Below are 26048 nucleotides of genomic sequence, written 5' to 3'. Positions count from 1 at the left end.
CAGCGTTAACCACACGTTAACCCTGTTTAAGCAACCCTGCCCAGCGTGATTTGCGGCAGGGTTTTCTTATGGTCGAACTGAATCTTCAGCGTCAGACGCAGGCGCAGCCGGTGCCCGGGCCGCGGTCGCGCAAACCGTTGGGCACCTGCCTGTTGGACCAAGGCATCATTACTTCGGATCAACTGGCGCAGGCGTTGCGGATGCAGATGCGCCAGAACGCGCCGCTGGGTGAGATACTGGTGGGCGAAGGCTGGTCCAGTCGGGAGCAGGTTCTTGCAGCGTTGTCCGAACAAACCGGCCTGCAGATCGCCGATCTGGACCAGATGCCGCCACCTGCGGACCTCTGCGCATTGAAACCGGTGGAGTTCTGGCTGACCCATAACGTGCTGCCCTGGATGCGCGTGGGTCCAATCCTGCTGGTTGCGACCGCGCGCCCGGACGCATTCCCCGCCATTGCCGAGGCCCTGAAAGACAGCGGTCAAACCATCGTCCCGGTTCTGGCCGGACCCGAGCAGATCGACGCCGCCATCGCCCGGCATTATGCGACGCCACTGGCGCAGGTGGCTGAGACGAGGGTGCACGTCGAACAAAGCTGCCGCAACTGGTCGGCCCGGGCGCGGACCGGCCCGGCGCTGGGGATGGTGGTACTGGCCACTCTTTTCGCCCTGTTTCCGACCATCGGCCTCAGCCTGTTGCTGGGCACTACGCTGCTCACATTGACGCTGTTTCTGGCGCTCAGACTGTCGGGCCTGATCGCCTATCTGCTGCCACGCAAGGCGCGACCGGCTGCCGATGGCCCGATCCGCCTGCCCTGCGTCTCGATCCTTGTCCCGCTTTACAAGGAACGAGAGATCGCGGATGTCCTGATCGCCCGGCTACGCCGTCTGACCTATTCCAAGGCGCTGCTGGACGTCATTCTGGTGCTGGAAGAACAGGACGACGTGACCAAAGCGGCGCTTGAGCAGGTCGACCTGCCAAGCTGGATGCGCGCCATCGTGGTGCCTCAGCACGGGGAACTGACCACCAAACCCCGCGCCATGAACTATGCGCTGGATTTCTGTCGCGGCGACATTCTGGGTGTCTGGGACGCCGAGGATGCGCCGGTACCAGATCAATTGGAAACGGTAGCCCGCCACTTTGCGACCGCGCCCGAGGATGTCGTCTGCCTGCAGGGCGTGCTGGACTATTACAACCCCCGCACCAACTGGCGGTCGCGCTGTTTCACCATCGAATACAGCGGGTGGTTCCGGGTGATCCTAAAGGGAATTGCCCGGTTGGGGTTGGTCGTCCCCTTGGGTGGTACCACCTTCTTCTTCCGCCGCGACAAACTGCTGGAGCTGGGCGGATGGGACGCACATAATGTCACCGAAGACGCCGATCTGGGCGTCCGCCTCAGCCGCGCCGGATACCGGACCGAAATCGTCAACACCACCACCTATGAAGAGGCCAACTTTCGCGCCTGGCCTTGGGTCAAGCAACGCTCGCGCTGGCTCAAGGGGTTCATGGTGACTTATCTTGTGCATATGCGCGCGCCGGGCCAGTTGCTGCGCGATCTTGGGCCGTTGCGCTTTCTGGGGCTGCAGGCGTTCTTTCTTGGCACGTTGGGGCAGTTCCTGCTGGCCCCGGTCCTGTGGGTGTTCTGGCTGATCTTCTTCGGCCTGCCCCATCCGTTTCTGTCTATCATGACGCCCGGCTTCCTAACCGGCTGCGTCTACCTGTTTCTGATCGCCGAAGCCGCCAACCTACTGGTCGGGATGCTGGGGGTGATCGCGGGGAAACGCCGGTTCCTGCTGCCTTGGGTGCCGACGATGGTTCTGTACTACCCGTTGGGTGTTTTGGCGGCCTACAAAGGCCTTTGGGAGCTGGTCGTAGATCCCTTCTTCTGGGACAAAACCCAACACGGGCAAGCTGGCGAAGACCAGCCCCCTAAATCCTAGCCCTCCCGCCGAACCGCATCCTGTTTCAGACGGGTCATAAACGCGATCGAGATATGGTCTTTCAACGCGCGCGCCGCGGCTTCTTCGTCGCGGGCGGCGATGGCCTCGACAATGCCTTTATGCTCGTTCTGCGCAATCTCCCCACGCCCTTGCACGGCCAGTGAGGTCGTCGCCATCAGCGCCATTGTGCGGTGCACAAGGTCAAGCTGTTGCACCAAATAGCGGTTGTGCGAGGCCAGATGGATTTGCTCATGAAACCGCCGGTTGGCTCGCGACAGCGCCGTCGGATCGTTGACCAGCGCGTCATCGGCCGCGACCATGTCCTGCAGCACCCTGATCTCTTCCTCGGTGGCGTGTTTTGCGGCCAGACTTGCGGCCAACCCTTCAAGCTCTCGTCGCACGACGTACAGTTCAGCCATCTGGTTGTGATCCAGCGACGCCACGATCAACGACCGCCCGTCCCGTTCCAGCAAAGACTGGGTTTCCAACCTCTGCAACGCCTCGCGGATCGGAGTGCGGGACACGCCAAACCGCTCGGCCAACTCGCTTTCGACCAGCCGGTCGCCGGGTTTGTAGACGCCCACGTCGATGGCTTCGAGTATCAGGCTGTAGGCGTCCTTGTTGGACTGTCGGGACTGGCGCATGTGGTGTTATGTCTCCTCGTTCGGACATGTCTATCCGTCCCGAGGGTCTGCAATCAAGAGCGGCATTGAAAACCGGTCCGCCGCGTCCTAAACCCGGATCATGGTCAAACCCGCCTTCAGCCACGTCACCCAATGGGTGTTCGATCTGGACAACACGCTTTATCCGCCGCACATGCGCCTGTTCGATCAGATCGAGGTGCTGATGACCGATTACGTGGTTCAGGCCATCGGCGTTGATCGGGCCGAGGCGGACCGGCTGCGCTCGCACTATTGGCGCGAATACGGCACCACGCTGGCCGGTCTGATGGCCGAGCATGATCTGGATCCCGACCCCTATCTGCACGCCGTGCATCAGGTGGACATGAGCCACATGGACCCTGACGCCGAACTGGCCGGCCACATCCGATCCCTGCCCGGTCGCCGGATCGTCTACACTAACGGCAGCGCGCCCTACGCCGAGCGCGTGCTTGAGGCGCGCGGATTGTCGGGCCTGTTCGACGCGATCTACGGCATCGAGCACGCCGGATACCGCCCCAAACCAACCAAGGCCGCTTTCGAGGCGATCTTTGCGAAAGACGGCATTCAGGCCAAAACCGCCGCTATGTTCGAGGATGATCCCCGCAATCTGGCCGCCCCGCATGAAATGGGCATGCGCACCGTACACGTCGCCCCCGAGCCGCACGAAGCCGATCATATCCACCATCACACCGACGACCTGACGTTCTTTCTGTCCCGCCTGCGATAGCCTGTCACACTGCGACGTTCCGCACATTTTGCACCCGCAGCACGAGCCCTATATCGCCTCTTGCGACGAACAGAACGGAGACCTCCAATGAGCGCGATCGAAAGCCTTCGGCGCCCGCCGATGTGGCAACGCCTGCTATTTGCAATTCCCTTGTTTGGTTGGATGGCCCACGACGCCACCCAGAGCGAGGATTGGGGCTATACCGCCCTTGCCATTTTCAGCATGTGGGGCTGTTCCACCCTGTTGTTCGGCCTGCCGGGTCTCTACATTCCTGCCCTGATGATGGTGCCGGTGATGTTCCTGATCCTCATCCTGATCTCTCGGGGGTAAGGCACGGGACAGGATGTCACTTGGCGCGTCCGGCGGAACCGCATTAGGGTCCGCCCAAAACGATGGGAAACGCCATGACTGACAGCTGCGATATCCTGATCTCTGGCGGCGGAATCGCCGGCCTGACTGCTGCGGCGGTTTTCGGGACAGCCGGGTTCGACGTTGTCTGCGTCGACCCAACGCCGCCGATCACCGAGCGCGATGCGGATGGGTCTGACCTGCGGACCACGGCCTTTCTGCAGCCGGCCCACGGGTTGCTGGAACAATGCGGACTGTGGGGCCGCCTGGACGCCCACGCAGCCCCGCTGCAGATCATGCGCATCGTGGATGCCGGTGGCGACGTGCCGGAACCGCGTGTGGTGCGCGATTTCAACGCGTCGGATATCTCCGATCAGCCCTTTGGCTGGAACCTGCCCAACTGGCTGCTGCGGCGCGAGATGGTGGCGCGGCTGGCCGAACTGCCCAATGTCGATTTCCGCCCCGGGACCGGTACGGTCAGCCTGTTCACCCGCACTGCCGAGGCGCGCGTGGGGCTGAGCGATGGCAGCCGCATCCGCTGCAAGCTGGTTGCGGCCGCCGACGGACGCAACTCGCCGATGCGCGAGGCTGCCGGGATCAACGTGCAAACCACACGCTATGGGCAAAAAGCGCTGGCCTTTGCGGTCACGCATCCCATCACGCATGAGAACGTCTCAACTGAGATTCACCGGTCCGGCGGCCCCTTCACGCTTGTTCCTCTGCCCGATTGGCAGGGTCAGCCCTCCTCAGCCATCGTCTGGATGGAACGCGGCCCTCGCGCGGTTGAGTTGCTGAATCTCGACGACAGCGCGTTCGAGGCCGCAATGACCGAACGGTCCTGTGGGTTGTTCGGGCCGCTGAAGCTGGCCTCGCGCCGCACAATCTGGCCGATCATCAGCCAGTCGGCAGACCGCCTGTCCGGCGAGCGCGTCGCCCTGATGGCCGAGGCCGCGCATGTGGTACCGCCCATCGGCGCGCAGGGGCTGAACATGTCTTTGGGCGATCTGCGTTGCCTGCTGGAACTGGCGCAGGCCCGCCCCGAAGGTCTGGGCGACGCCCAGATGCTCGACGCCTATCACAAAGCCCGGCACACCGAGATCGAGTTGCGCGTCAAAGGTATCGACCTGCTGAACCGAGCCTCGATGATCGAGGCGCGCCCACTGCGCGATGCGCGAGCGATGGGGCTGAATGCGCTCTATTCCCTGCCGCCCGTGCGCAAAACGTTGATGCAGATGGGCCTCGGGGTGCGCTGAGGCCCTGCGCTTAGAGCACCTGATCCAGAACGCGTTTCAGACGGTCAATCGTGCCGCCCACGTCATACAGCTTGTCCAGCCCGAACAGGCCCAAACGGAAGGTGCTGAACCCCTCGGGCTCATCACACTGCAGCGGCACACCGGCGGCGATCTGCATGCCCAGAGCGGCGAATTTCTTACCGTTCTGAACCTCGGGGTCCGAGGTATAGCTGACCACCACCCCCGGCGCGCCGAACCCGTCTGCCGCGACCGAGACGACGCCCTTGTCCTTCAACATTGCACGAACCCCGTTGCCGAGCGCCCATTGCGCGTCGCGCAGCTTCTCGAACCCGTATTCTTGCGTTTCAGCCATCGTATCGCGGAACGCCCGCAACGCGTCCGTAGGCATCGTCGCATGATAGGCATGACCGCCATTCTCATAGGCCTGCATGATCTGCCGCCACTTCTTCAGGTCGATTGCGAAACTGTCGGATGTCGTCTGCTCCAACCGCGCCTCGGCATTCTCGGACAGCATGACCAGACCGGCACAGGGTGATGCGCTCCAGCCTTTCTGCGGGGCAGAGATCAGCACATCGACGCCGGTGGCCTTCATGTCGATCCAGACACAGCCGGAGGCGATGCAGTCCAGAACCATCAACGCCCCGACGTCATGCGCTGCGGACGCCATGGCCTTGATGTAGTCATCCGGCAGGATTACGCCCGCCGAGGTTTCGACATGTGGGGCGAAGACCACATCCGGGCGCTGGTCGTGAATCGCCGCGACAACCTCTTCAATCGGCGCAGGGGCAAAAGGCGACGGGCTGGAATTGCCGGTCTCGCGCGCTTTCAGAACGGTCGCCGACGCAGTCAGCGCGCCGCTTTCGATGATCTGACTCCACCGATAGGAAAACCACCCGTTGCGCACGACCAGAACTTTAGCGTCGCGCGCAAACTGGCGGGCAACCGCCTCCATCCCATAGGTGCCGCCACCGGGAATGATGGCAACCCCATCGGCATTGTAGACCTGCCGCAGCATACCCGAGATGTCGCGCATCACCTGCTGAAAGCTGGCTGACATGTGGTTCAGCGAGCGATCCGTGAACACGACCGAGAATTCTTCAAGGCCGTTTGGGTCGATGGAATCCAGCAAAGCGGGCATGGTCTGTCCTTTCGATCAGTTACCCGAATTCTTGGCCTCTTCGCGCGGATTGGTAAAGTGTGAAATTTCTGGTTGAGTTGACCTGACGGCAACTCACGTATTTGACATAATTTCGCCCCACATACCGCTGAAAACACAAGATATGACGCCATATAGTGTCATACCTCTTTACACTTTGACGTGCTTCTGCACAGATAAGCACACTTTTTACATGAAAGGGCTTTTGTACCCGTGACTGCGCAAAAGCGGATCAGTTTCCAGTATGTTCGTGACGAAGTTAAACGAAGAATTGAAAGCCGAGTTTGGCCACAAGGCTCGTTACTCCCAACCGAGACACAGCTAGCCGAAGAATTCAACTGCGCACGCGCAACGGTCAATCGCGCTCTGCGGGAACTGGCCGAGCAAGGCTTTGTGGAACGCAAACGTAAAAGCGGCACGCGGGTCAAGAAAGAGCCCAGCAAACACGCGAAGCTGGAGTTCTCGCTGACCCGCCAGATGGTCGAAAGCCAGAACGCCACCTACCGCTATGCGCTTGTGGAACGTGAGGTGGTTTCAAGCCCCGGTTGGCTGGCCTCGCAGCTTGGCGTGTCGCCCGATGCGCGGGTGCTGCATGTGGTCTGCATGCACTACGCTGACAATCGCCCGTTTCTGCTTGAGGAACGCTGGATCAACATCGAAGCCGTCCCCGATGTGGAACAGGCCGACCTCAGCGAAAGCGGGCCACATGAGTGGTTGTTGAACGCCGCGCCCTTTTCGGATGCCGAGGTCGCGTTCTGCGCCATTTCCGCCGATGGCCGTCTTGCCGAGTTCATGGGGACCACAGCCGGGGCGTCGATGATTCAGCTTGAACGCACCACGTGGAAGGGCGACGTGCCGATTACATTCGCCCGCATGACCCATCATCCGGGCTATTGCATTCGGACCCGATACTGAGGTCGATCAGCCGATCGGCCCCGGCAGGCGTTCCTCGCTGAGCAGAACGTTTGCTTCGACGTCCCCGGCCCCCGGCAACGTCATGATCCGCCGTCTCAGCACACGCTCGAAATCGGACAGGTCCCGCGCGACGACCCGAAGGCGGTAGTCATAAAGTCCCAGCACATGTTCAACCGTCTGAACCTCGGGGATCGCACTGACGGCACGTTCGAAATCTTCCAAACTGACCTGCCCCTTTCGCGCAAGTTTGACGCCCAGAAACACCGTCACGCCAAACCCCAGAGCCTCGGCATTCAGCCGCAGACGCCGCCCCTTGATCACGCCCGCCTCTTCCAACCTGCGAATCCGCCGCCATGTCGCAGGTTGCGACAGACCCAGTTTGCGCCCCAGCGCCCCGGCGCTTTGGGTGGCATCCTGTACCAGAGCGCGCAGGATCTTGCGATCGACCTCATCCAGTTCGATCATACCGGCAGCACCTCATCCCGCTTGACCCGGGCGATATGCATCAGTGCCTCGATATCAGCGATATGCGGCAGGGTCAGGATACGGTCGCGGTAGACCTGCTGATAATGGCCCATGTCGCGCGCCAGCACCGACAGGCGCACATCGACCCTGCCCAGAAAGGTCTGGATCTCGATCACCTCGGCCACCTCGCGCGCCGCTGCGGTGAATTCGTCAAACGCCCGCGCCTGTGTCTTGTCCAGCGTCACCCGCAACGACACCTCGACCGCGTATCCCAGCGCCGCCCAGTCGATGACAGTCTCCTGCCCCTCGATCACCCCTGCAGCCTGCATCTTCTCGATCCGCCGCCAGCAGACGCCGGTGCTGATGCGGCAGCGCTCGGCCAGTTCCGCCGTGGTCAGGCTGGGTTCAGCCTGAAACTGGCGCAGAATACGCCGATCAACATCATCAAGCATGATTTTTTCACATTCATTACGTTTGAGGAATTATTCTTCATCTTTTTCTCAAATACTCAATCGCAACGCTATCGCCAATACCCAAAGCTCAGGATAGAAACACCGCAATCGAAACTGAAAGGACCGGCAAAATGCGCGTCTACTACGATCGCGATTGCGACATCAACCTGATCAAAGACAAGAAAGTGGCGATTCTGGGCTATGGCAGCCAAGGCCATGCCCACGCGCTGAACCTGCGCGATTCGGGCGCCAAGAACCTTGTCGTCGCCCTGCGCGAAGGCTCGGCCTCGGCCAAGAAAGCCGAAGCCGAAGGTCTGCAGGTCATGGGCATCGCCGAGGCTGCAGCTTGGTGCGACCTGATCATGTTCACCATGCCCGACGAATTGCAGGCCGAAACCTACAAGAAATACGTCCACGACAACATCAAACCGGGTGCCGCCATCGCATTCGCCCACGGCCTGAACGTGCATTTCGGCCTGATCGAGCCGAAAGAAGGCGTCGACGTCATCATGATGGCCCCCAAGGGCCCCGGCCACACCGTGCGCGGCGAATACACCAAAGGCGGCGGCGTGCCTTGCCTTGTGGCTGTCGATAAAGACGAGACCGGCAAGGCGCTGGAAATCGGCCTGTCCTATTGCTCGGCCATCGGTGGCGGCCGTTCGGGCATCATCGAGACCAACTTCCGCGAGGAATGCGAAACCGACCTTTTCGGCGAACAGGCCGTTCTGTGCGGTGGTCTGGTCGAACTGATCCGCTGCGGCTTTGAAACTCTGGTCGAGGCCGGTTACGCGCCCGAAATGGCCTATTTCGAATGTCTGCACGAAGTGAAGCTGATCGTTGACCTGATCTATGAAGGCGGCATCGCCAACATGGATTACTCGATCTCGAACACCGCCGAATACGGCCAGTACGTCACCGGCCCGCGTATCCTGAAATACGACGAGACCAAAGCGCGCATGAAAGAGGTTCTGAACGACATCCAGCAGGGTAAATTTGTTCGCGACTTCATGCTGGAAAACGCTGTTGGCCAGCCGACCATCAAAGCGTCGCGCCGTGCCAACGACGAGCATATGATCGAAGAAACCGGTGCCAAACTGCGCGCCATGATGCCCTGGATCTCGGCCGGCAAGATGGTCGACAAAGAAAAGAACTAAGTTCGGCGAAAGCCACGTAAAGGGCGGCCGCTACGGTCGCCCTTTTTCATTTGCACCCGGCCTTTTCCCGGCACATAAACCGCTGGTGGAATTGACCATTCCCACCAACCCACAGGACGCGCCATGGTTCAGCAACCAACAAAACAGGATTGGAGCGGTGTTTTCACGCTGGGCCTGATTTGGGGTGCAACGTTCATGGTCGTTGCGATGGCGCTGGAAGGGTATGGTCCGATAACGGTGGCAACCTCGCGAACAACGCTTGGGGCCGTGACCCTGTTGGCATTGATGTGGGCGACCGGTCGCAAGATGCCGGTGCTGACGCCCGCTTTGGGCACATCGGTTGTCCTGATCGGAGTGCTCTCCACCGCTGTGCCCTTCATACTGCTGAGTTGGGGGCAGCAATTCGTACCCTCGGCTTTCGCCGGATTGTCGATGGCGGCAATCCCTCTGATGGTGCTGCCGTTGGCGCATTTCTTCTCGGACGAACCGCTGAACCTGCGCCGCCTTCTTGGCGTGTGCCTGGGGTTCTCGGGCGCGCTGGTTCTGATCGGACCCGGCCTTGCGCAACTGGGTCAGGGGGCTGAGCCGTTGGCACAACTGGCCTGCATCACGGCAGCGCTGTGCTACGCCAGTTCTTCGGTCATGACCCGACGCTGCCCGCCGGTGGACCCTCTGGTGTTGGCGGCTTTGACGCTCGTGGTCGGGGCGGTGATCCTGTTGCCGATAATGCTGGTGACCGAGGGTCTGCCGACCTGGCAAGGCCCCCGCCCCACGCTTGCGCTGATTGTTCTGGGGTTGGTCCCGACGGCCTTTGCCACCCTTCTGCGCGTGTCGGTCACCCGCAGCGCCGGGTCGGTGTTCCTGACGCTGGTGAATTACCAGGTTCCGATCTGGTCGATGATCTTCGGCGCATGGATCCTGTCCGAGGCCCTGCCCCTGCGCTTTTACATCGCCCTCACCCTGATCCTGACCGGCATGGCAATCAGCCAATGGTTCAGCCTGCGCAAGGCCCTGTTCGGCAGTTAACCTGCGGCGGCTTCGACTTCGGCCACAATGCTGTCGACCACTTGAACCAAAAGCCCGTCGTCTTCGCATTCCGCCATAACGCGGATCAGCGGCTCGGTCCCCGACTTGCGGATCAGCAACCGGCCCTGCCCGTTCAGGCGCGCCTCGGCATCGGCAATAGCGGCCTGCACGCTTTGGTTTTCAAGCGGCAGCTGCCCGGCGCTGAACCGCACGTTCTTAAGCAACTGCGGCACGGTTTCAAACTGCTTTGACAACTCGGATGCCTTGCGCCCGGACAAAACCATCTCGGCCAGAAAATGCAGGCCGGCCATCAGCCCGTCGCCGGTGGTGGCGTAATCGCTCATCACGATGTGACCGGACTGTTCGCCGCCAAGGTTGAACCCGCCTTCGCGCATCCGTTCGACCACATAGCGGTCTCCGACGGCGGTGCGTTCCAACTGTAACCCGCGCGCGCCAAGATGCCGCTCCAGCCCGAGATTCGACATAACCGTTGCAACAAGGGCCCCGCCTTTCAACTGACCCGATCTGGCCCAGGCGGTGGCAAGCAAGGCCATCAACTGATCGCCATCCGCCACCTGCCCGGTTTCGTCAATCACAACGACCCGGTCCGCATCACCGTCTAGGCAAATGCCAACATCGGCACCATGCGCCACCACGGTTTCGGCGGCCATCTGGGGTTTGGTGGACCCGCAATTCTGGTTGATATTCTTGCCGTTAGGCGCGACGCCGACGGGGATGACCTCGGCCCCAAGCTCCCATAGAACCTCGGGCGCGGTGCGGTGGGCCGCGCCGTTGGCGCAATCGATGACCACCTTGAGCCCGTCCAGCCGCAGTTCGCGCGGGAGTGAGGATTTGACCCGCTCACCATACCGGAACCGCGCATCATCGACCCGGCGCGCACGCCCGATATTCTGTGCCTGAGCGGGCCTGACCCCCTCTTCGATCAGCTTCTCGATGTCGGCCTCTGCCTGGTCCGACAGTTTGAACCCGTCCGGCCCAAAGAACTTGATCCCGTTATCTTCGGCCGGGTTGTGACTGGCCGAGATCATCACCCCAAGGTCCGCCCGCATCGACCGCGTCATCAACCCCACCGCCGGGGTCGGCACCGGCCCCAACAACAGCACGTTCATCCCGGTCGAGGTCAACCCGGCAGTCAGCGCGTTTTCCAGCATATACCCGGACAGGCGCGTATCCTTGCCGATCACCACACGGTGCACACCGGTCGCGTCGCGGCGGAAATACCGCCCCACGGCAGCGCCAATGCGCAGGGCCATCTCGGCGGTCATCGGGTGCGTGTTGGCCGTGCCCCGCACCCCGTCGGTTCCGAACAGCTTGCGCATATCTGTCACTCCGTGAAAATTGCTTGCGACCGGATTACCGGACAGCGGCCCACAGACGCAAGGCCTGAGCGGTCTCGGCCACGTCATGGACCCGGATGATCTGCACGCCCTGGGACAATCCGGCAAGTGCGACGGCGATTGATCCCGGCGCGCGGGCTGTTTTGCGCGGCTCCTGCCCGATTGCCCCGATGAACCCCTTGCGCGATACGCCCAGCAGGATCGGGCAGCCAAGGCCGTGAAACAGGCTGAGATTACGCAGCAAGGTCAGGTTATGCGCCTCGGTCTTGCCGAAACCGATGCCCGGGTCAACCACGATCAGGTCCCGGTTCAGGCCGAGGTTTTCCAAATGCGCGATCTGGGCCTCAAGGAAGTCATACACATCCAGCAGGACGTCATCATATTGCGGGTCGTCCTGCATCGTCACCGGATCGCCCTGCATATGCATCACACAGACCGGCACGCCCATCTGCGCGCAGTACGGGGCAAGGTCCGGATCGAAGGTGAAGCCCGAGACATCGTTCACCAGCCCGGCCCCCGCCTCAACCGCCGCTTGGGCAACGCTGGCCTTGCGCGTGTCGATCGAGATCAACGCATCCGTTTCCGCCCGGATCGCCTGAATCAACGGGCGAGTGCGGCTGATTTCCTCGTCCTCGGGCACGAAATCTGCGCCGGGTCGGGTGGATTCCCCGCCGACATCCAGAATGCTGGCCCCGTGCGCGACCATATCCGACGCTGCAGCGCGGGCGTTCTCGACCGAGTTATGCACACCGCCATCCGAGAAACTGTCCGGTGTCACGTTGAGTATCCCCATGATCTGAGGCCGCGCCATCTCCAGCCCCGCGATGGGACTGCGTGACCGGGTCAGACGGTCCAAATTGGCTGCCGGAATCTCGCCGACGGCCACGATTTCGGGGCTGTCGTTTCGTGTCAGGACCTCAGCATGCGTAAACCATAGCTGTTGCCCGGCGAGCGAAACCACGCCCTCCGGGTGGGTCGGCCCGTGTTGAACCAATGGCCGGTAGTAGACGCTCACAATTGTGCCTGCTCCACTGAAACCGCGCGCAGCGGTGTCTTGGGGGACTGCGGCAACTCTCCGCCTATGACCAGCATTTCGCTGGCTTCAAAGGTCGCCGCGAACCACGCGGCCAGGGCCACAGCGTCCGATGGCGCGGCCGAGGGGCCATCTACGGCATCCAGCACGATCTTGGACGGGGCCCAGACACAAATCTGGCCATTCTTCATCGCCCAGTCCAGTTCGGTCCGGGTCGAGACCACAACGCAGCGATGATCCCGCGCAGCCAGAACCCAGGAATTTTGTTCAATCGCCAGCAGGTCGATCCGCCGCTGGGTCATGGCGTGGCCGGTCTGGGACACAGACAGATCAGACGCACCGACACACAGAATCAAAGGGCGCTGCCGGTTTTCCAGTTGATCGATCCAGCCGGTCAGATTGTCCGAGGCGATGGCCTCATTCGAAAGATAAACCAACCGGGGATGCGGGCGTTCTTCCTCGACAATATCATGGTTGTGCGCATCGCGCCCACGGACGATCTCTACCCCCAATGCGCCCGGACCACGATCCAATTTTTCGATGCGAACAAACGCTCTTACGGCCTGCGGTTCAAGCAGAATACGCTCAGCCACACGCTCGGCCAAGGTCTCAAGCAGGTTCAGGCGTTCGGCGGCCAGTTCAAATGCGATTGCCTCGGTGACGCGATCATAGGACAGGATGCGATCTACATCGTCCTCGATCGCATCTGTTAGCGGGCGCACTTCGACCACGATATTAAAGCAAACCCGCTGCGTCGTTCCCCGCTCGGACTGAAAGGCACCGATTTCGACATCGACAATATGATCGCGCAACGAAATACGGTCCAGCGGACCCTGCGGCGATGTCGCCTCGGACCGTTCAGACGGGTGCGCAAAGGCAAGGCGGATTTCGGAACTCATTGGAGCTGGCCTTTTCGGGCTTGTCAGGACGTTTGCCTAATCTAGACGTGTCCGGGGCCTATAGCATTCAAACATGCGCCATTCCAGCCGCCGAATGCGGCGTCAGGCAACGCGGTACCAACTCATCATACCTGATGCGGCGTGCCCCAGCATATGACAATGCAACAGCCAGTTGCCCGGGTTGTCAGTCACCAGCGCGATTTGCCGCGTCTGGCCGCGCTCGACAAGCACCGTATCGCGCCAAGGCCCCAGAGAGCCATCTTCGAGGATCAGCCGGAAATGATGACCGTGCAGATGCATCGCATGCGGAAAGGCCGTTTCGTTGACGAACTCGATCCGATGCTGGCTGCCGCTCGCGGCATCCAGAAACGGATCTTGTGGGCGCTCGGCATATCCATTCAACGCCCAGAACCGGCCCAACTGCGCCAATTCGCGCCCTGAAAGTTCGGTGTCGCCAAGCCGTGCGCTTCCCAACCAGCGCATCGCGCCGCCCTGCAGAACCATCCGGTGCAAGGGCGTGGACTGGATATCTTTGATCTCTGGCAGCGGGTTTGGCGGCAAGGCCGATACCTCGCCCCGGCGCGCCCGCGACGCCTCACCGGCAACGTCAAACCGGGCGAGCCCATAGGCACCATCCCGCTCGATACTCAGCAGGCTGGCGGGATCGCCGGTCACATCGACGATCAGGTCCGCGCGTTGTGCCGGGGCCAGAGGGAAGCTTTCGGGAACCGCCAGAGGCGTCTCCAACGGCATGCCATCCAGCGCGACAATCCACCCCTCTAACCCGTCGAGACCCAGATCGTAAATCCGGGCATTGGATGCGTTGATCAGGCGCAGTCTGAGACGCTCATTGCCCTTCACGGCAAACGCAGGATCAAACGTGCCGTTGACCGTCACGATATTACCGAGGCGTCCGGCGTGGCTAAGATCGTGCCCGTTGTCAAAATCGTCGGTGATCTGAGCCGTTTCGGGGTCCAGCCGCCAATCATCCAGCATCAGCACCAGATCCTGATCAATGTCGAGCCGTGCCGCCTCTTCGACAATCAGCGGCCCATAGAGCCCGCGCGCCACCTGTTCGACCGACCTGTTATGCGCGTGATACCAATAGGTTCCGGCATCGGGGACGACAAAGTCATAATCAAAGGTTTCCCCCGTCAGCACAGCGTCCTGCGTCAGTCCCGGAACCCCGTCCATCGCATTGTCGATACGAATACCATGCCAGTGAACCGAGGTTGGCTGAGGCAGATTGTTCACCAGCCGCCTTTGCAGACGTTCACCTTGCCTTAACCGCAGCGGCGCGCCCGGAACCGAACCGCCGTAACTCCAAACCCTCGTTTCCGGAAAGCCCTCTGGCGCAAGGCGTTGCGCCGCCTCTTGGGCTTCAAGGGCCGGGTAATCCGCCAGGGGCACGCGCGGCAAAAGCGCAAGCGCGGCTGCGGAATGAAGGATTTGTCGGCGGTTGAAATACATTGGGGGCCTCCTGGCCCCCAATATAGCCTGCATGAAACCCCGCGCCATCAGCCTTCCAGCGCGGGTGCGTCAATCAGTTGCTCGCCGTCCGATAGTTGTGACGGTAGAAAATATGCACGCCGATCTTCGCGGTCTGCTTGTAAACGCGCGACCAGGACGGACGAACCGCCGTGGTGTGATAATGGGTTGCGCCTTCGGTCAACTCGTTCGCCGTTCCGTCAATCGCCGCACGCGCCACTTTGGAAACCCGCTCATAGGCTTTCTTTTCGTGGATCACTTCCTTGCGACCATCGCAGGTATACGTGAACTGACATTGGTATTTCTTGCCGGTCCCCTGGCGGATCACACCGCACAGCGAGTTCGGAAAGCGGCTGCTTTCGACCCGGTTCAGGATAACCTCGGCCACTGCAAACTGACCGCGGACGCTTTCGCCGCGCGCCTCAAAGTACAGAGCCTCGGCCAGACATTTCCAGTTTTCGTCGCCCGATGGTGCGGGCTGCTGGTCGAGCCAATCCTTGGAATAGGACACCTCGACCGGTTCAGCCGCCCCACGCGGCTTGAACAATTTCAAATAGTCCCGAAAGCTTTGCCCCGGCAATTCATTGCGGGCCACAAGCTCAGGCTTGGTGGTGGCTTCCTTCTCAGCGAAGGACGCACTAGGCAGCACGGTTGCTGCCAACACGGCAACAGCCATTATATATCGTAGCATCAGATAACCTCGCACAGGCACAACACGCGCCATACCCTCCCCCGGCGGGCGCGACGAGGCGTTTAACCCAGACAGATGCAAACGTCCAGAACTACGGAAAAAGCAAGTGGAAAACCGCCCGTGGGAAGATTTATTTTCGCCACAAGGTTACCTGGAACCCACTAATCCTTGGGCAAATACCGGGTGTCAACCCCCAAGTCTGGACGAAATCGCCAATTGAGCGGAAGCCAGCCGAGCAACCGGAACCCGGAAGGGCGAGCATGAGACGTAGTCAAACCCAAGTTCGCGGCAAATGGCGATTGATTCGGGGTTTCCGCCATGTTCGCCGCAGACTGAAAGGGTAACATCGGGCTTCGCCGTCCGCCCGCGTTCAGCGCCAAGCTTCAGCAATTCCCCCACCCCGTCCGCGTCAAGCACGTGAAACGGGTCTTCGGTAAAGACACCCTGACGCACATAGGCAGACATGAACCGCCCCGCGTCATCTCGTGACAGACCGTAAGTCATCTGGGTCAGGTCGTTTGTCCCGAAGCTAAGAAAGGAAGTGTTGGGCGCAATCTCTTCCGCGCGCAGGCAGGCGCGCGGGGTTTCGACCATCACGCCGAGACGGTATTCGAACTCTTGCCCCTGCTCTGCAGCGACGGCCGCAGCGACCGTATCGATGCGGGACTTGACCAACTCCACCTCTCGCTTGGCCGAAACCAGCGGGATCATGACCTCGGGCACAACCGGTGCACCATTCTTGCTGGCCTCAAGCGTAGCCTCGAAGATCGCCCGCGCCTGCATGTCGTAGATTTCGGGCACGGTGACCCCCAGCCGAACACCGCGCAGGCCCAGCATCGGGTTGTATTCAGTCATCGCGGCCACTCGCCGTTCCACGTCCGACACCGGCAGGTCCAACGCCTCGGCCAGTTCACGCTGACCGCTCCGGGTCGTCGGCAGGAATTCGTGCAGCGGCGGGTCAAACAGGCGGATACAGACCGGTTGCCCCTCCATGATGCGGAACAATTGCACGAAATCCTCGCGCTGCATGGGCAGCAGACGTTCGAGCACCGCCGCGCGGCCAGACGGGGTCTGGGCGAAAATCATCTCTCGCATGACGATCAGCCGCCCCGGATCGAAGAACATGTGTTCCGTCCGGCACAGACCAATACCCTGAGCCTCAAAGTTCCGCGCCGTCTGCGCATCGGCGGGCGTATCGGCATTGGCACGGATTTCGATGTCACGCTCGGCATCGGCCCAGGCCATCAGCGTCTGAAAGCAATCATCCAGCGCCGCTTCCAGCATTGCTGGCTGACCCGCCAGAACCTGACCGGAACTGCCATCGATCGTCAGCACGTCACCGGTCTTGAACACCCGCCCGTCCGGCGCGGTCAGCAGTTTCTTCTTGGTCTGAAACCGCATCTCGGATGCGCCCACGATACAGGGCAGACCCAAACCCCGACCGATCACGGCGGCATGGCTGGTCATCCCTCCCTTTTCGGTCAGAACCGCAACAGCCGCGTGCATCCCACGCACGTCTTCGGGCGACGTCTCGCGCCGGACCAGAACGCAGGCCTCGCCCCGTGCCGCGCTGGCCTGCGCCTCGGCGGCGGTGAAAACGATCTTGCCGGTCGAGGCCCCCGGGCTTGCGCCAATGGCCGTTGTCAGTACATCGCGCTCGGCATCGGGGTGCACCTGACGGTGCAAAAGTTCGTTCAGCGCATGCGGATCGACGCGCATCACTGCCTCTTGCGGCGGAATAATCCCATCCTCGGCCAGCCGAACCGCTATTTTCATCGCCGCTCGGGCACTGCGCTGGACCCGAACTCCGTCCAGAATATGCACCCGGCCGTTTTCGATGACGAATTCGACCTGCATTTCTTCCCGCAGCTTCCGCCGCATCATCGCCGCATGCGCCTTGAGATCGGCAAACGCATCGGGTGCCACCTCTTCAAGAGACTGCCCGCGCGGGTCCTTTTCCAGAAACAGCGCAGCCACCCCTGCACCAAGGGCATCGCGGCCCTGGCTCTGGCTCAGGTACCGGCCCGTGATCTGCGGCTCGCCTGTGGTGGAATCCACCAGTTGCAGCACGCCCGATCCGCATTCCCCCTGCCCGACGCCTGGGATCATCTCTTGTATGACCAACCCCAACCCTGCGTCTGCCGGAGCACCCTTCGCCTGACGCAGCAACCGGGCCGAGGTGCCGTCCCAGGCCCGCGCCATCGACCGCAGAACACCCGCAAGCTGTTCGCCCCGGTCCTGCGGGAACACCTCGTCGGCCTCATCCTCATAGGCGCGCAGGGATTGCCGCAGTCCTTCCTGCCCGTCTGCCTCGATGTCGTCGAACACATCCGCGTCCAGCCGAGCCACATGGATCGCGTAGCTTTGGACAAAGCGCAGATACAGGGCCGCCGCGGCCTCGGCCCCCATTGCGTCGGACAGTTCCACGTAACGCGCGTCGTTCATGCCGATGTTCAGAACCGCCCCCGGGCCGCCCCAATCCGGGTCTTCGGAACTGGGTCGCACACATAGCAGGGCCGACGAGTCAAACTGCTCCAATATCGCCGCCAGATCGGGGATGTCCCCCTTGGCGATCTTCAGAACCGCATCGAAGGACAGCGCCACGGTGCGCGGCACAGGCATGTCCAGACGGACCAGCCGTTGCAGGCATTTGGCCCGGCCACCATGGGTTTCGGTGGTCACGGGCGCTTCCGAGGTAATGAGCGTGGTATGCGGGTTATTCTGCACTGCGGCACCTTTTGGTTTCACCGCAGCATAGGCACCTGCGCCCTTCACGCAAGGGTGATCTGGGCGCAGTCCGGCCCGCGCCCGTGGCTTTAGCCTTCGATCCGGGTCAGATCGGCGACGCTAGAGCAAATCTGTCGGATCTGGCTGAGCAGATTCAGGCGGTTGCGGCGCAGGATGTCGTTGTCGGTGTTGACCTGAACATCCTCAAAGAACGCATCCACCGGCCCGCGCAGCGCAGCCATTGCGGCCATGGCGGTCGGGAAATCCTCGGCCTTGAGCGCAGGCGCAATCTTATCCTGCGCCAGATCCAGAGCGGCAAACAGCGCCTTCTCGCTGTCGGTCTCGGCAAACTTCACATCCGCACCGTAGGAGTATTCGACCCCGTCCTTCTCCTCGGCCTGTGTCAGAATGTTGTTGGCCCGCTTGAACCCCTGTACGAGGTTTTCCCCGTCCTCAGTCGCAATCACCGCATTCAGCGCGCGGGCACGTTTGACCAGCAATGTAAGGTCGTCGTTGCGGTCCATGGCAATGCAAGCGTCAATCACGTCGTGACGAATTCCATCATCGCGGAGAAAAACTTTGAGGCGCTCATGAAGGAAACTCCAGAAGCTCTTCTCAATCTTGGGACTCTCTGCTGAATATGCTGAGTCCAGAAGGCCGAAATTTCTTGCTTCTTCCAACATCTTGGGAAGTTGATCGCTTGCATACTTCTGCTTAGCCAAAGACTCAGAGTACTTATCCCTGAACTCTTGCGGCAGATGAGAAATGTACTCCTTGATCCACATTATCGCTGTAGCATTGTTGGAAGCGTATCTTGCACCAAAGGCGGCGCGCATCGCTATGGAGATGATTTCACGCCACGAGTGCCCTAGCCCATTCTCCAATACCAACCGAATAACCCCAAGCGCAGCCCGGCGCAGCGCAAACGGGTCTTTTGATCCGGTCGGTTTCTCATCAATCGCCCAGAACCCGGTCAGCGTATCCAGCTTATCGGCCAGCGCCACCGTCACCGACAACGGCGCGGTGGGCACATCATCTGAGGGCCCCAACGGCGAGTAATGCTCCTGCGCCACGGCGGCCACAGCGGCGTCTTCTCCCGCCGCCTCGATATAATACCGCCCCATAAGTCCTTGAAGTTCAGGGAATTCATAGACCATCTCGGAACTCAGGTCAGCCTTGGCCAGACGCGCAGCTTTCTCGGCCTGATCGGCATCCGCGCCCGTTACCGGAGCCAATTCGCGGGCCAGTGTGGCGATGCGGTCGATGCGCTCGGCCTGTGTGCCCAGCTTGTTGTGGAAAGTCACGTTCTCCAGCGCGCGGGTCCATTGGGCGATGTCCGATTTGGCGACGCGCAGGTCATTCTCCCAGAAGAATTTCGCATCGGCCAGACGGGCCGACAGCACCTTTTGGTTGCCCGCCAGAATGGTTGCGCCATTGTCGGCGGTTTCGCGGTTGGCGACGGTGATGAAGCGCTCGATCCGCCCCGTCTTGGGGTTCTTCACGGAAAAGAACTTCTGGTGCTCTTTCATCGAGGTCTGCAGCACCTCGGGCGGCAGTTCGAGAAACTCGGCATCGATCTTCCCCATCAAGACCACCGGCCATTCGACCAGGCCGGCGACCTCGGCCAGCAGGCCCTTGTCATCGGCTACTTCCAGTCCAGCGGCAAAGGCGAGGTTCTGTGCGTCGTTCCAGATATGTTCGGCGCGTTCCTCGGGCGACAGAACGACAAAGGCGCGTTTAAGCTTGGCGGCGTAATCGTCGAAAGACGTTACAGAAAAGCGGTTCGGAGCCATGAACCGATGCCCTTCGGTCGAGTCCCCGGAGGTAATGCCTTCGACCGCAAGCGGGACGACCTGAGCACCCGCCTCATCGCTAAGGATGCACAGGATCGAATGCAGAGGCCGCACCCAGCGCATCGACCCAGCCCCCCAGCGCATCGATTTGGGCCATGGGAAGTTGCGGATGGTTGCCTCAAGCACCTCGGCCACGATGTCCGCCGCTGGACGACCGGCTTTTTCGATTGTGGCGAAGTAGACGGCACCTTTGGGGGTGTCGCGTTCCTCCAACTGATCACGGCTCAGGCCCGCGCCGCGCAGGAAGCCTTCGATGGCTTTGTCGGGCGCGCCGACCTTGGGGCCCTTGCGTTCTTCGCGGATGGTGGGGCTTTCCGCAAGCAGGCCCTCGACCGCCAGCGTCAGGCGACGCGGCGTGGTCAGGGCGGCGGCCCCGGCATAGGTCAGACCACCCTCGACCAGACCATCGGTGATCCGCTTTTTCAGGTCTTCACCGGCGCGGGCTTGCATGCGCGCGGGGATTTCCTCGGAAAACAGTTCGATCAGCAGGTCGGGCATTTTCGGTCCTTAGAAATTGACGATCGTCTGGATGACGATGGCATTGGCGATATCCACAAAGAATGCGGATACAAGGGGGAGCACGATAAAGGCAATAGGCGATGGCCCATATCGCTTGGTCACAGCTGTCATATTGGCAATCGCAGTGGGGGTTGCGCCCAAAGCGAACCCTCCGAACCCGGCGGATAGAACAGCGGCGCGGTAGTTGCGGCCCATGACCGGGAACAGCACCCAGATCACGAAGGCCACGGCAAACAGGGTTTGAGCGGACATGATGACGACAATGGCCAGACCGAGTTCGGCGATAGTCCAAAGCTGCAGGCTCATCAACGACATCGCCAGAAACGCACCCAGCGAGAATTCCGAGATCAGCGCCAGCGATGGGGTCCGCGCCACTGGCGGCGCTTTGGGGATCAGCATGGCACGCAAGTTCGCAATCACGATGCCCATGATCAGGCAGGGCACGAACAGGGGCAGTTTGAGACCGGCGGCCTCAATCACTTCGCCCAGCATGTAGCCGAAGATAATGGCGAGGTTCAGATGCAGCAGCACCCGCATGACCGACAGGTGGTCGATTTTGGCGTCCGCTTCTTCGGCATCCTCGGGCAGACCGATTGTGTGTTCTTCACTGGGGCGCGCGGGGGTCAAACCGCGCCCCTCAATCAGAAACCGCGCGATCGGGCCGCCCACCAGTGCTGCAAGAACAAGCCCGAGCGTGGCAACGGCAACGCCCAACTCGGTGGCCCCTGCAAGGCCTGTCACCTGAGCCACCTCGGGCGACCAGGCGATGGCCGTACCATGGCCGCCAATCAGCGCGGCAGAGCCGAACAGAACCCCAGCTTGTGCCGGGTAGCCGAAGGTCACGGCCCCCACGGCACCGATCACGTTCTGAGAGACAATTGTCGCCAGCGTTAGAACAAGAAGCAAAAGCAATGGCTTACCGCCCGAAATCAAATCGGAAAACCGCGCGTTCAGGCCGATTCCGGCGAAGAACACCACCAGCAGAAAATCGCGAGCGGCCAGACCGAATGACAGTTCCATCCCGAACAGCAGATACAACAGCAACACGACCAGAGAGGCCAGCAAGCCGCCCGTCACCGGTTCTGGGATGTTAAACTGGCGCAGGGTGGCAACCCGCGCGTTGACCTCGGCCCCGAACAGATACACGGCAAAGCCCAACGTGGCGGTCAGGAAATCCGGGATCTGAATCGCGTCGGTCATCGGTGGACCCTCAGCTTTCCGGGCGCGGCGGGCATTCCTCGCCAACCACCGTCCCGTCATAGGCCTTTTCACCGCAATTGTTCAGCGCATGCCAGATGAAGCCCTGACCATCCTGAGTCACTGCCACAATCCGGTCCACGCCATAATGCACGTTTTTCACGCCGACAAATGCCTCGGCATGCCCCGATTTCAAGGCATCCGCCAGCGACACGGCGTCATAACAGTCAAACCATCCCGGCGCGGTCAGAGGGGTCGCCTCCTCGGCCAGGTGATAGGTTGCACGCAATTCCTCTGGCGTCAGGTCGGTTTCAAAGCACGCCCGGTATCGGATCGGAGAGCTGTCGGCATCAATCGCCTGAAACGCGGTGTAGCTGATGGGCTCGGGGATTTCCGCCCCCTGCGCCAGCAGAACCACATCCTGACCGGGGCGCGGTTCGACCAAGTAATAGTAGCCGTAGACCTGCAGGTAATACATGCCTGCGCCCGCCAGAACGGCGGACAGGATCAGGATGATCGCTAGAAACTTTCCGGTCATACTTTGGCTTATCCTTTTACGCGGGCTCTTTTAAGTGGCTCAAAAATAGGACAGGTTTCGCAACAGAACAGAGCGGATCAAGGAACACCGGATGGAATCGACCCTTGCTGTCGGGTTTTTCGGCGCACTTTTTGCAATCATGAACCCTGTAACCAACCTGCCGGTTTTCCTGAGTGTAACGGACAGTCTGCCAGCGGCGGAACAGAAGAAAATTGCTGTGAAAACAGCGGTCTATTGTCTGATCCTCGGGGCCGCCTTCGCGGCGGTGGGCAGCCAGACGTTGGGGCTGTTCGGTATCACCGTGGATCATCTGCGCGTGGCAGGTGGTCTGGTCGTCATGATGATCGGGCTGAACATGCTGAACGGGAACGAGAGCACCTCGCATCACGGAACGGAGGGAGAGAAGCAGTCGTATCCCGAACCGGACACCGTGGCGTTCTACCCGCTGGCCTTTCCGATCCTTGTCGGCCCCGGCACGATCACAACGCTGATCCTGTATGCTCATCACATCACCAAACCCGTCGATGCCCTTGTTTTTGCAGGCGTCTTTCTTGGTGTTGTCGCGCTGCTGCTGATCACCTTCTGGAACGCCGCCTGGCTGGCCGAGCGTCTATCCGGGACCGCCCGTGTCATCATGAGCCGCTTCATGGGCATGATCCTGTCGGCCATCGCCATCAGCATGATCGCAAGCGGCCTGAAAGCACTGCTGCCGGGTTTGGCTTGACTTCCCATCAGGCCGAATGCCCGGCCGCCTCGGTCTGAACAAACGCATCCGCGCATTGCTTGGCCAGCGCTCGTACGCGCCCGATGTAAGCTTGGCGTTCCGTCACCGAGATCACGCCCCGCGCGTCCAGCAGGTTGAAGACGTGGCTGGCCTTGATGCATTGATCATAGGCGGGATGCGCCATGATGATGCGCTTGCCGGTTTTCGGATCGTCATGTTCCTGCGCCAGAATGGCGGCGCATTCAGCCTCGGCCTCTTCGAAATGGCGCAGCAGAACCTCGGTGTTGGCCACGTCAAAGTTCCAGCGGGCGTATTCCTCTTCGGTTTGCTTGAAGATGTCACCATAGGTCAGCGGGCTGGGCGATTGCGGATCGTTGAACGGCATGTCCATCACATGGTCGATACCCAGAACGTACATCGCCAGACGTTCCAGACCATATGTCAGCTCACCCGATACGGGCGCGCAGTCATGGCCGCCGACCTGTTGGAAATAGGTGAACTGGCTGACCTCCATCCCGTCACACCAGACCTCCCATCCCAGACCCCAAGCGCCCAGCGTCGGGCTTTCCCAGTCATCCTCGACAAAGCGGATGTCGTGCAGGTCCATGTCGATGCCGATAGCCTCGAGACTGCCCAGATACAGCTCTTGCAGATCGGGCGGACTGGGTTTGATCAGCACTTGATACTGGTAGTAATGCTGCAGCCGGTTCGGGTTCTCACCATAACGCCCGTCGGTCGGACGACGCGACGGTTGCACATAGGCCGCCGCCCACGCCTTGCCCCCCAACGCGCGTAAGGTGGTCGCCGGGTGGAACGTCCCGGCGCCGACCTCCATGTCATAGGGCTGCAGGATCGCGCAGCCTTTGGACGCCCAATATGTCTGAAGCCGCAGGATAATCTCCTGAAAAGAACGAGGTGCGCTGGAGTGTTCGGTCATGACATTCCCTTTGGGCGCGACAGCACCCGGTTCCGGTCGGTTTTGCCCTTCCTATGCAAGGGGCCAAGGGGCGTCAACGGGCCAATGGCCCGATGCTGTATCTGCGCGGCCACACCCTGAATTCCCCGCATTCACGGCATGGCAATCGAGGTCCGAAATCGCGTAATCTGCGCCAAAGCACCACTGGCGCATAAAACGGGCAGAAAATGACACGCGTATTAACGGTTATTCTATTGTTTTTCACCTTCGGCCTTCAGGCCGCAAATGCTCAGCAGGATCAGGGAGTCTGGGTTCAGGTCGAGGCGCGCCCGACCCTGAGCCAGGCGCAGGACCGCGCGCAGGCTTATGCCAATGCGCTGCCGGATGTGAACGGGTTTCGCCTGAACAGCGGCTGGTACGCCATCGTGATTGGCCCCTACCTGCGTAGCGATGCTGAACAGGTGCTGCGGGTTTACCGGGCCGAGGGCGAGATCCCCGCCGACAGCTTCATCGCCTTTTCCAACACGCTGGGACAACAATTCTGGCCGGTTGGCGCAAACCTTCTGAACCGGGGCGTCATTGCGCCGCCTGTGGAGCCTGAGGCGCAACCAGAGCCGGCGCAGACCGCCGTCGCGCCGCAAGATGCGGATGAAACACGCCCACAGGCCCTGCAAAGCGAACGCCTGCTGACCGCGCAAGAGCGCAAGGACCTGCAGACGGCGCTGCAGGCTGCGGGTTTTTACAACTCGACCATTGATGGCGCATTTGGTCAGGGCACGCGCCGTTCCATGGGCGATTGGCAGCGCTTCAACGGATTTGAGGCCACCGGCGTTCTGACCACGTCACAGCGCAAGGCGCTGATGGATGACTACAACGCCCCGCTGATCAGTGCCGGGATGGCGCGGCACAGCGACGATCAGGCTGGGATTTCGCTGGACCTGCCGTTGGGAGTCGTCGCCTTTGACCGTTACGAGGCTCCGTTTGCCCATTTCAAAGCCTCCTCTGACCTTGAGGCACAGGCTTTGCTGATCAGCCAGGACGGTGACAAATCCACCCTGCGCGCGCTGTACGAAGTGATGCAATCGCTGGAAATCGTGCCGCTGGACGGCGCGCGCGAGTTGCGCGGGGATCGATTCACGTTGGAAGGGCGCGGCAACGGGGTCGTGTCCTATACCCAAGCCACGCTGAAGGACGGCAAGATCAAAGGCTTTACGCTGGTCTGGCCCGAAGGTGACGAGGCGCGGCGTGCACGGGTTCTGGCGGCGATGAGGGCCAGCTTCTCGACCACCGATGCGGTGTTGGACGCCGCAGCCGGTGCGGATGCTGAGCAGCGTATCGATCTGGTCTCGGGCCTGCAGGTCCGCAAACCGCGCCTGTCACGGTCCGGGTTCTTTGCGGATGCCCAAGGCACCGTCCTGACCGTGGCCGAAGCCGCCGACAGTTGCAGCCGGATCACGCTGGAGGGCGATCAGGAGGTTCAGGTAGCCTGGACCGACGCAGACCTTGGCATCTCGGTCCTGCGCCCAAGCCGGTCCCTCGCCCCGATCAACATTGCCGAATTCAGCGCTGATCAACCGCGCATTCAGTCCGAGGTTGCGGTGTCCGGCTTCTCGTATCAGGGCGCTTTGGGGGCTCCGACGCTGACCTTTGGGCAGGTCGCGGACATCCGGGGCCTGAATGGTGAAACCGGGGTCAAACGCCTGGCACTGAATGCACAGCCTGGTGATGCCGGTGGCCCGGTCTTCGACGTTAGCGGCCACGTGATCGGCATGCTGCTGCCCGCGCCGTCCGAAGGCCGCACCCTGCCCGCCTCGGTCAGCCTTGCGGCAACCGTGGACCGATTGACGGATGTGCTGGGCAAGGCGGGCGTGTCGGGTCAGTCCAGTCAAGAAACCGTACAAATCTCGCCCAACGAGCTGAGCCGCAGAGCCACCGGAATGACCGTACTGGTTCACTGCTGGGACTGAGAAAATAACTAAAGCAATCTGGAAAGCGCCGCATTCATTCGCG

23 protein-coding genes are annotated in these 26048 nt (G+C 61.3%); 9 read left to right on the top strand and 14 right to left on the bottom strand.

Features of this window, described 5'->3' with window-relative positions; translation table 11 throughout:
- The first annotated feature begins 68 nt into the window (after positions 1-68).
- Positions 69-1937, top strand: a complete 1869-nt coding sequence (locus ACR0NJ_RS14695) for a glycosyltransferase family 2 protein (RefSeq protein WP_480817884.1) — start codon at positions 69-71, stop codon at positions 1935-1937.
- On the opposite strand, the gene ACR0NJ_RS14690 is transcribed toward ACR0NJ_RS14695, so the two are convergent.
- Positions 1934-2581, bottom strand: coding sequence for a GntR family transcriptional regulator (locus tag ACR0NJ_RS14690; RefSeq protein ID WP_480817883.1), 648 nt, complete (start codon positions 2579-2581; stop codon positions 1934-1936). The two genes, ACR0NJ_RS14695 and ACR0NJ_RS14690, sit on opposite strands and share 4 nt — an antisense overlap.
- Positions 2582-2681: 100 nt before the next feature.
- On the opposite strand from ACR0NJ_RS14690, the gene ACR0NJ_RS14685 reads away from it, so the two are divergent.
- The 3 genes from ACR0NJ_RS14685 (at position 2682) to ACR0NJ_RS14675 (ending at position 4927) form a co-directional block, all read left to right on the top strand.
- Positions 2682-3326 carry a pyrimidine 5'-nucleotidase gene (locus ACR0NJ_RS14685; protein WP_480817882.1) on the top strand — a complete coding sequence of 215 codons (645 nt, stop codon included), beginning with the start codon at positions 2682-2684 and terminating at the stop codon, positions 3324-3326.
- Between the two features lie 87 nt (positions 3327-3413).
- Positions 3414-3656, top strand: coding sequence for a hypothetical protein (locus ACR0NJ_RS14680; protein WP_480817881.1), 243 nt, complete (start codon positions 3414-3416; stop codon positions 3654-3656).
- 74 nt (positions 3657-3730) lie between these two features.
- Entirely contained in the window at positions 3731-4927 is a 1197-nt protein-coding gene (locus ACR0NJ_RS14675) for a UbiH/UbiF family hydroxylase (RefSeq protein ID WP_480817880.1), read from the top strand.
- Between the two features lie 10 nt (positions 4928-4937).
- Here the strand turns inward: ACR0NJ_RS14675 and ACR0NJ_RS14670 are convergent, their stop codons facing one another.
- Positions 4938-6065 carry an aminotransferase class V-fold PLP-dependent enzyme gene (locus ACR0NJ_RS14670; protein ID WP_480817879.1) on the bottom strand — a complete coding sequence of 376 codons (1128 nt, stop codon included), beginning with the start codon at positions 6063-6065 and terminating at the stop codon, positions 4938-4940.
- Between the two features lie 231 nt (positions 6066-6296).
- On the opposite strand from ACR0NJ_RS14670, the gene ACR0NJ_RS14665 reads away from it, so the two are divergent.
- Complete coding sequence (locus ACR0NJ_RS14665) at positions 6297-6998, top strand: GntR family transcriptional regulator (protein WP_480817878.1); 702 nt, start codon at positions 6297-6299, stop codon at positions 6996-6998.
- Between the two features lie 6 nt (positions 6999-7004).
- On the opposite strand, the gene ACR0NJ_RS14660 is transcribed toward ACR0NJ_RS14665, so the two are convergent.
- Both ACR0NJ_RS14660 and ACR0NJ_RS14655 read right to left on the bottom strand, forming a co-directional pair.
- On the bottom strand, positions 7005-7463 hold the full coding sequence (locus tag ACR0NJ_RS14660; RefSeq protein WP_480817877.1) for an Lrp/AsnC family transcriptional regulator: 459 nt from the start codon (positions 7461-7463) through the stop codon (positions 7005-7007).
- Complete coding sequence (locus ACR0NJ_RS14655; protein WP_480817876.1) at positions 7460-7915, bottom strand: Lrp/AsnC family transcriptional regulator; 456 nt, start codon at positions 7913-7915, stop codon at positions 7460-7462. Before ACR0NJ_RS14655 ends, ACR0NJ_RS14660 begins: the two co-directional genes overlap by 4 nt.
- Positions 7916-8046: 131 nt before the next feature.
- Here ACR0NJ_RS14655 and ilvC point away from each other — a divergent pair, with 131 nt between their 5' ends.
- Both ilvC and ACR0NJ_RS14645 read left to right on the top strand, forming a co-directional pair.
- Positions 8047-9069, top strand: coding sequence for a ketol-acid reductoisomerase (gene ilvC / locus ACR0NJ_RS14650; RefSeq protein WP_480610144.1), 1023 nt, complete (start codon positions 8047-8049; stop codon positions 9067-9069).
- Positions 9070-9192: 123 nt separating this feature from the next.
- A complete protein-coding gene (locus tag ACR0NJ_RS14645) occupies positions 9193-10095 on the top strand; it encodes a DMT family transporter (protein ID WP_480817875.1) in 903 nt (300 codons plus the stop codon).
- Here ACR0NJ_RS14645 and glmM read toward each other — a convergent pair.
- The 9 genes from glmM to ACR0NJ_RS14600 form a co-directional block, all read right to left on the bottom strand.
- Positions 10092-11435, bottom strand: coding sequence for a phosphoglucosamine mutase (gene glmM / locus ACR0NJ_RS14640; protein WP_480817874.1), 1344 nt, complete (start codon positions 11433-11435; stop codon positions 10092-10094). The two genes, ACR0NJ_RS14645 and glmM, sit on opposite strands and share 4 nt — an antisense overlap.
- 34 nt (positions 11436-11469) lie before the next feature.
- Entirely contained in the window at positions 11470-12468 is a 999-nt protein-coding gene (folP, locus tag ACR0NJ_RS14635) for a dihydropteroate synthase (protein ID WP_480817873.1), read from the bottom strand.
- Entirely contained in the window at positions 12465-13385 is a 921-nt protein-coding gene (locus tag ACR0NJ_RS14630; protein ID WP_480817872.1) for a dihydroneopterin aldolase, read from the bottom strand. Before ACR0NJ_RS14630 ends, folP begins: the two co-directional genes overlap by 4 nt.
- A gap of 102 nt (positions 13386-13487) precedes the next feature.
- Positions 13488-14855: a multicopper oxidase family protein gene (locus ACR0NJ_RS14625; RefSeq protein ID WP_480817871.1), complete on the bottom strand. Its 1368-nt coding sequence runs from the start codon at positions 14853-14855 to the stop codon at positions 13488-13490.
- A gap of 73 nt (positions 14856-14928) precedes the next feature.
- Positions 14929-15564, bottom strand: coding sequence for a cell wall hydrolase (locus ACR0NJ_RS14620; protein WP_480817870.1), 636 nt, complete (start codon positions 15562-15564; stop codon positions 14929-14931).
- A 186-nt stretch (positions 15565-15750) separates the two neighbouring features.
- Positions 15751-18312: a putative PEP-binding protein gene (locus ACR0NJ_RS14615; RefSeq protein WP_480817869.1), complete on the bottom strand. Its 2562-nt coding sequence runs from the start codon at positions 18310-18312 to the stop codon at positions 15751-15753.
- Positions 18313-18380: 68 nt separating this feature from the next.
- Positions 18381-20642, bottom strand: coding sequence for a glycine--tRNA ligase subunit beta (glyS, locus tag ACR0NJ_RS14610; RefSeq protein WP_480817868.1), 2262 nt, complete (start codon positions 20640-20642; stop codon positions 18381-18383).
- Between the two features lie 9 nt (positions 20643-20651).
- Positions 20652-21863 (bottom strand): sodium/glutamate symporter, encoded by a 1212-nt coding sequence (gene gltS / locus ACR0NJ_RS14605; RefSeq protein ID WP_480817867.1) that lies wholly within the window; start codon positions 21861-21863, stop codon positions 20652-20654.
- 10 nt (positions 21864-21873) lie between these two features.
- Positions 21874-22398 (bottom strand): DUF6446 family protein, encoded by a 525-nt coding sequence (locus ACR0NJ_RS14600; protein WP_480817866.1) that lies wholly within the window; start codon positions 22396-22398, stop codon positions 21874-21876.
- Between the two features lie 91 nt (positions 22399-22489).
- On the opposite strand from ACR0NJ_RS14600, the gene ACR0NJ_RS14595 reads away from it, so the two are divergent.
- Positions 22490-23122: a MarC family protein gene (locus ACR0NJ_RS14595; RefSeq protein ID WP_480817865.1), complete on the top strand. Its 633-nt coding sequence runs from the start codon at positions 22490-22492 to the stop codon at positions 23120-23122.
- Positions 23123-23129: 7 nt separating this feature from the next.
- Here ACR0NJ_RS14595 and ACR0NJ_RS14590 read toward each other — a convergent pair whose 3' ends face one another.
- Positions 23130-24059 (bottom strand): glycine--tRNA ligase subunit alpha, encoded by a 930-nt coding sequence (locus tag ACR0NJ_RS14590; protein WP_480610124.1) that lies wholly within the window; start codon positions 24057-24059, stop codon positions 23130-23132.
- Between the two features lie 206 nt (positions 24060-24265).
- Between ACR0NJ_RS14590 and ACR0NJ_RS14585 the strand changes: the two genes are divergently transcribed.
- A complete protein-coding gene (locus tag ACR0NJ_RS14585) occupies positions 24266-26005 on the top strand; it encodes a serine protease (protein ID WP_480817864.1) in 1740 nt (579 codons plus the stop codon).
- The last annotated feature ends 43 nt before the right edge of the window (positions 26006-26048 follow it).

It is taken from the genome of Ruegeria sp. F11, from assembly GCF_056533855.1.
The sequence above is the reverse complement of the archived record's forward strand: the minus strand, read 5'-3'. Positions and strand labels throughout refer to the sequence as shown.

Bases quoted from the DNA above. Each gene is read 5' to 3' on its own strand.
- ACR0NJ_RS14655 (WP_480817876.1), bottom strand. From the start codon at position 7,915: ATGCTTGATGATGTTGATCGGCGTATTCTGCGCCAGTTTCAGGCTGAA.
- ACR0NJ_RS14630 (WP_480817872.1), bottom strand. From the start codon at position 13,385: ATGAGTTCCGAAATCCGCCTTGCCTTTGCGCACCCGTCTGAACGGTCC.
- ACR0NJ_RS14660 (WP_480817877.1), bottom strand. From the start codon at position 7,463: ATGATCGAACTGGATGAGGTCGATCGCAAGATCCTGCGCGCTCTGGTA.
- ilvC (WP_480610144.1), top strand. From the start codon at position 8,047: ATGCGCGTCTACTACGATCGCGATTGCGACATCAACCTGATCAAAGAC.
- ACR0NJ_RS14675 (WP_480817880.1), top strand. From the start codon at position 3,731: ATGACTGACAGCTGCGATATCCTGATCTCTGGCGGCGGAATCGCCGGC.
- glmM (WP_480817874.1), bottom strand. From the start codon at position 11,435: ATGCGCAAGCTGTTCGGAACCGACGGGGTGCGGGGCACGGCCAACACG.
- ACR0NJ_RS14690 (WP_480817883.1), bottom strand. From the start codon at position 2,581: ATGCGCCAGTCCCGACAGTCCAACAAGGACGCCTACAGCCTGATACTC.
- ACR0NJ_RS14645 (WP_480817875.1), top strand. From the start codon at position 9,193: ATGGTTCAGCAACCAACAAAACAGGATTGGAGCGGTGTTTTCACGCTG.
- ACR0NJ_RS14695 (WP_480817884.1), top strand. From the start codon at position 69: ATGGTCGAACTGAATCTTCAGCGTCAGACGCAGGCGCAGCCGGTGCCC.
- ACR0NJ_RS14620 (WP_480817870.1), bottom strand. From the start codon at position 15,564: ATGCTACGATATATAATGGCTGTTGCCGTGTTGGCAGCAACCGTGCTG.
- ACR0NJ_RS14625 (WP_480817871.1), bottom strand. From the start codon at position 14,855: ATGTATTTCAACCGCCGACAAATCCTTCATTCCGCAGCCGCGCTTGCG.
- ACR0NJ_RS14590 (WP_480610124.1), bottom strand. From the start codon at position 24,059: ATGACCGAACACTCCAGCGCACCTCGTTCTTTTCAGGAGATTATCCTG.
- ACR0NJ_RS14670 (WP_480817879.1), bottom strand. From the start codon at position 6,065: ATGCCCGCTTTGCTGGATTCCATCGACCCAAACGGCCTTGAAGAATTC.
- gltS (WP_480817867.1), bottom strand. From the start codon at position 21,863: ATGACCGACGCGATTCAGATCCCGGATTTCCTGACCGCCACGTTGGGC.
- ACR0NJ_RS14685 (WP_480817882.1), top strand. From the start codon at position 2,682: ATGGTCAAACCCGCCTTCAGCCACGTCACCCAATGGGTGTTCGATCTG.
- ACR0NJ_RS14585 (WP_480817864.1), top strand. From the start codon at position 24,266: ATGACACGCGTATTAACGGTTATTCTATTGTTTTTCACCTTCGGCCTT.
- glyS (WP_480817868.1), bottom strand. From the start codon at position 20,642: ATGCCCGACCTGCTGATCGAACTGTTTTCCGAGGAAATCCCCGCGCGC.
- ACR0NJ_RS14600 (WP_480817866.1), bottom strand. From the start codon at position 22,398: ATGACCGGAAAGTTTCTAGCGATCATCCTGATCCTGTCCGCCGTTCTG.
- ACR0NJ_RS14680 (WP_480817881.1), top strand. From the start codon at position 3,414: ATGAGCGCGATCGAAAGCCTTCGGCGCCCGCCGATGTGGCAACGCCTG.
- ACR0NJ_RS14595 (WP_480817865.1), top strand. From the start codon at position 22,490: ATGGAATCGACCCTTGCTGTCGGGTTTTTCGGCGCACTTTTTGCAATC.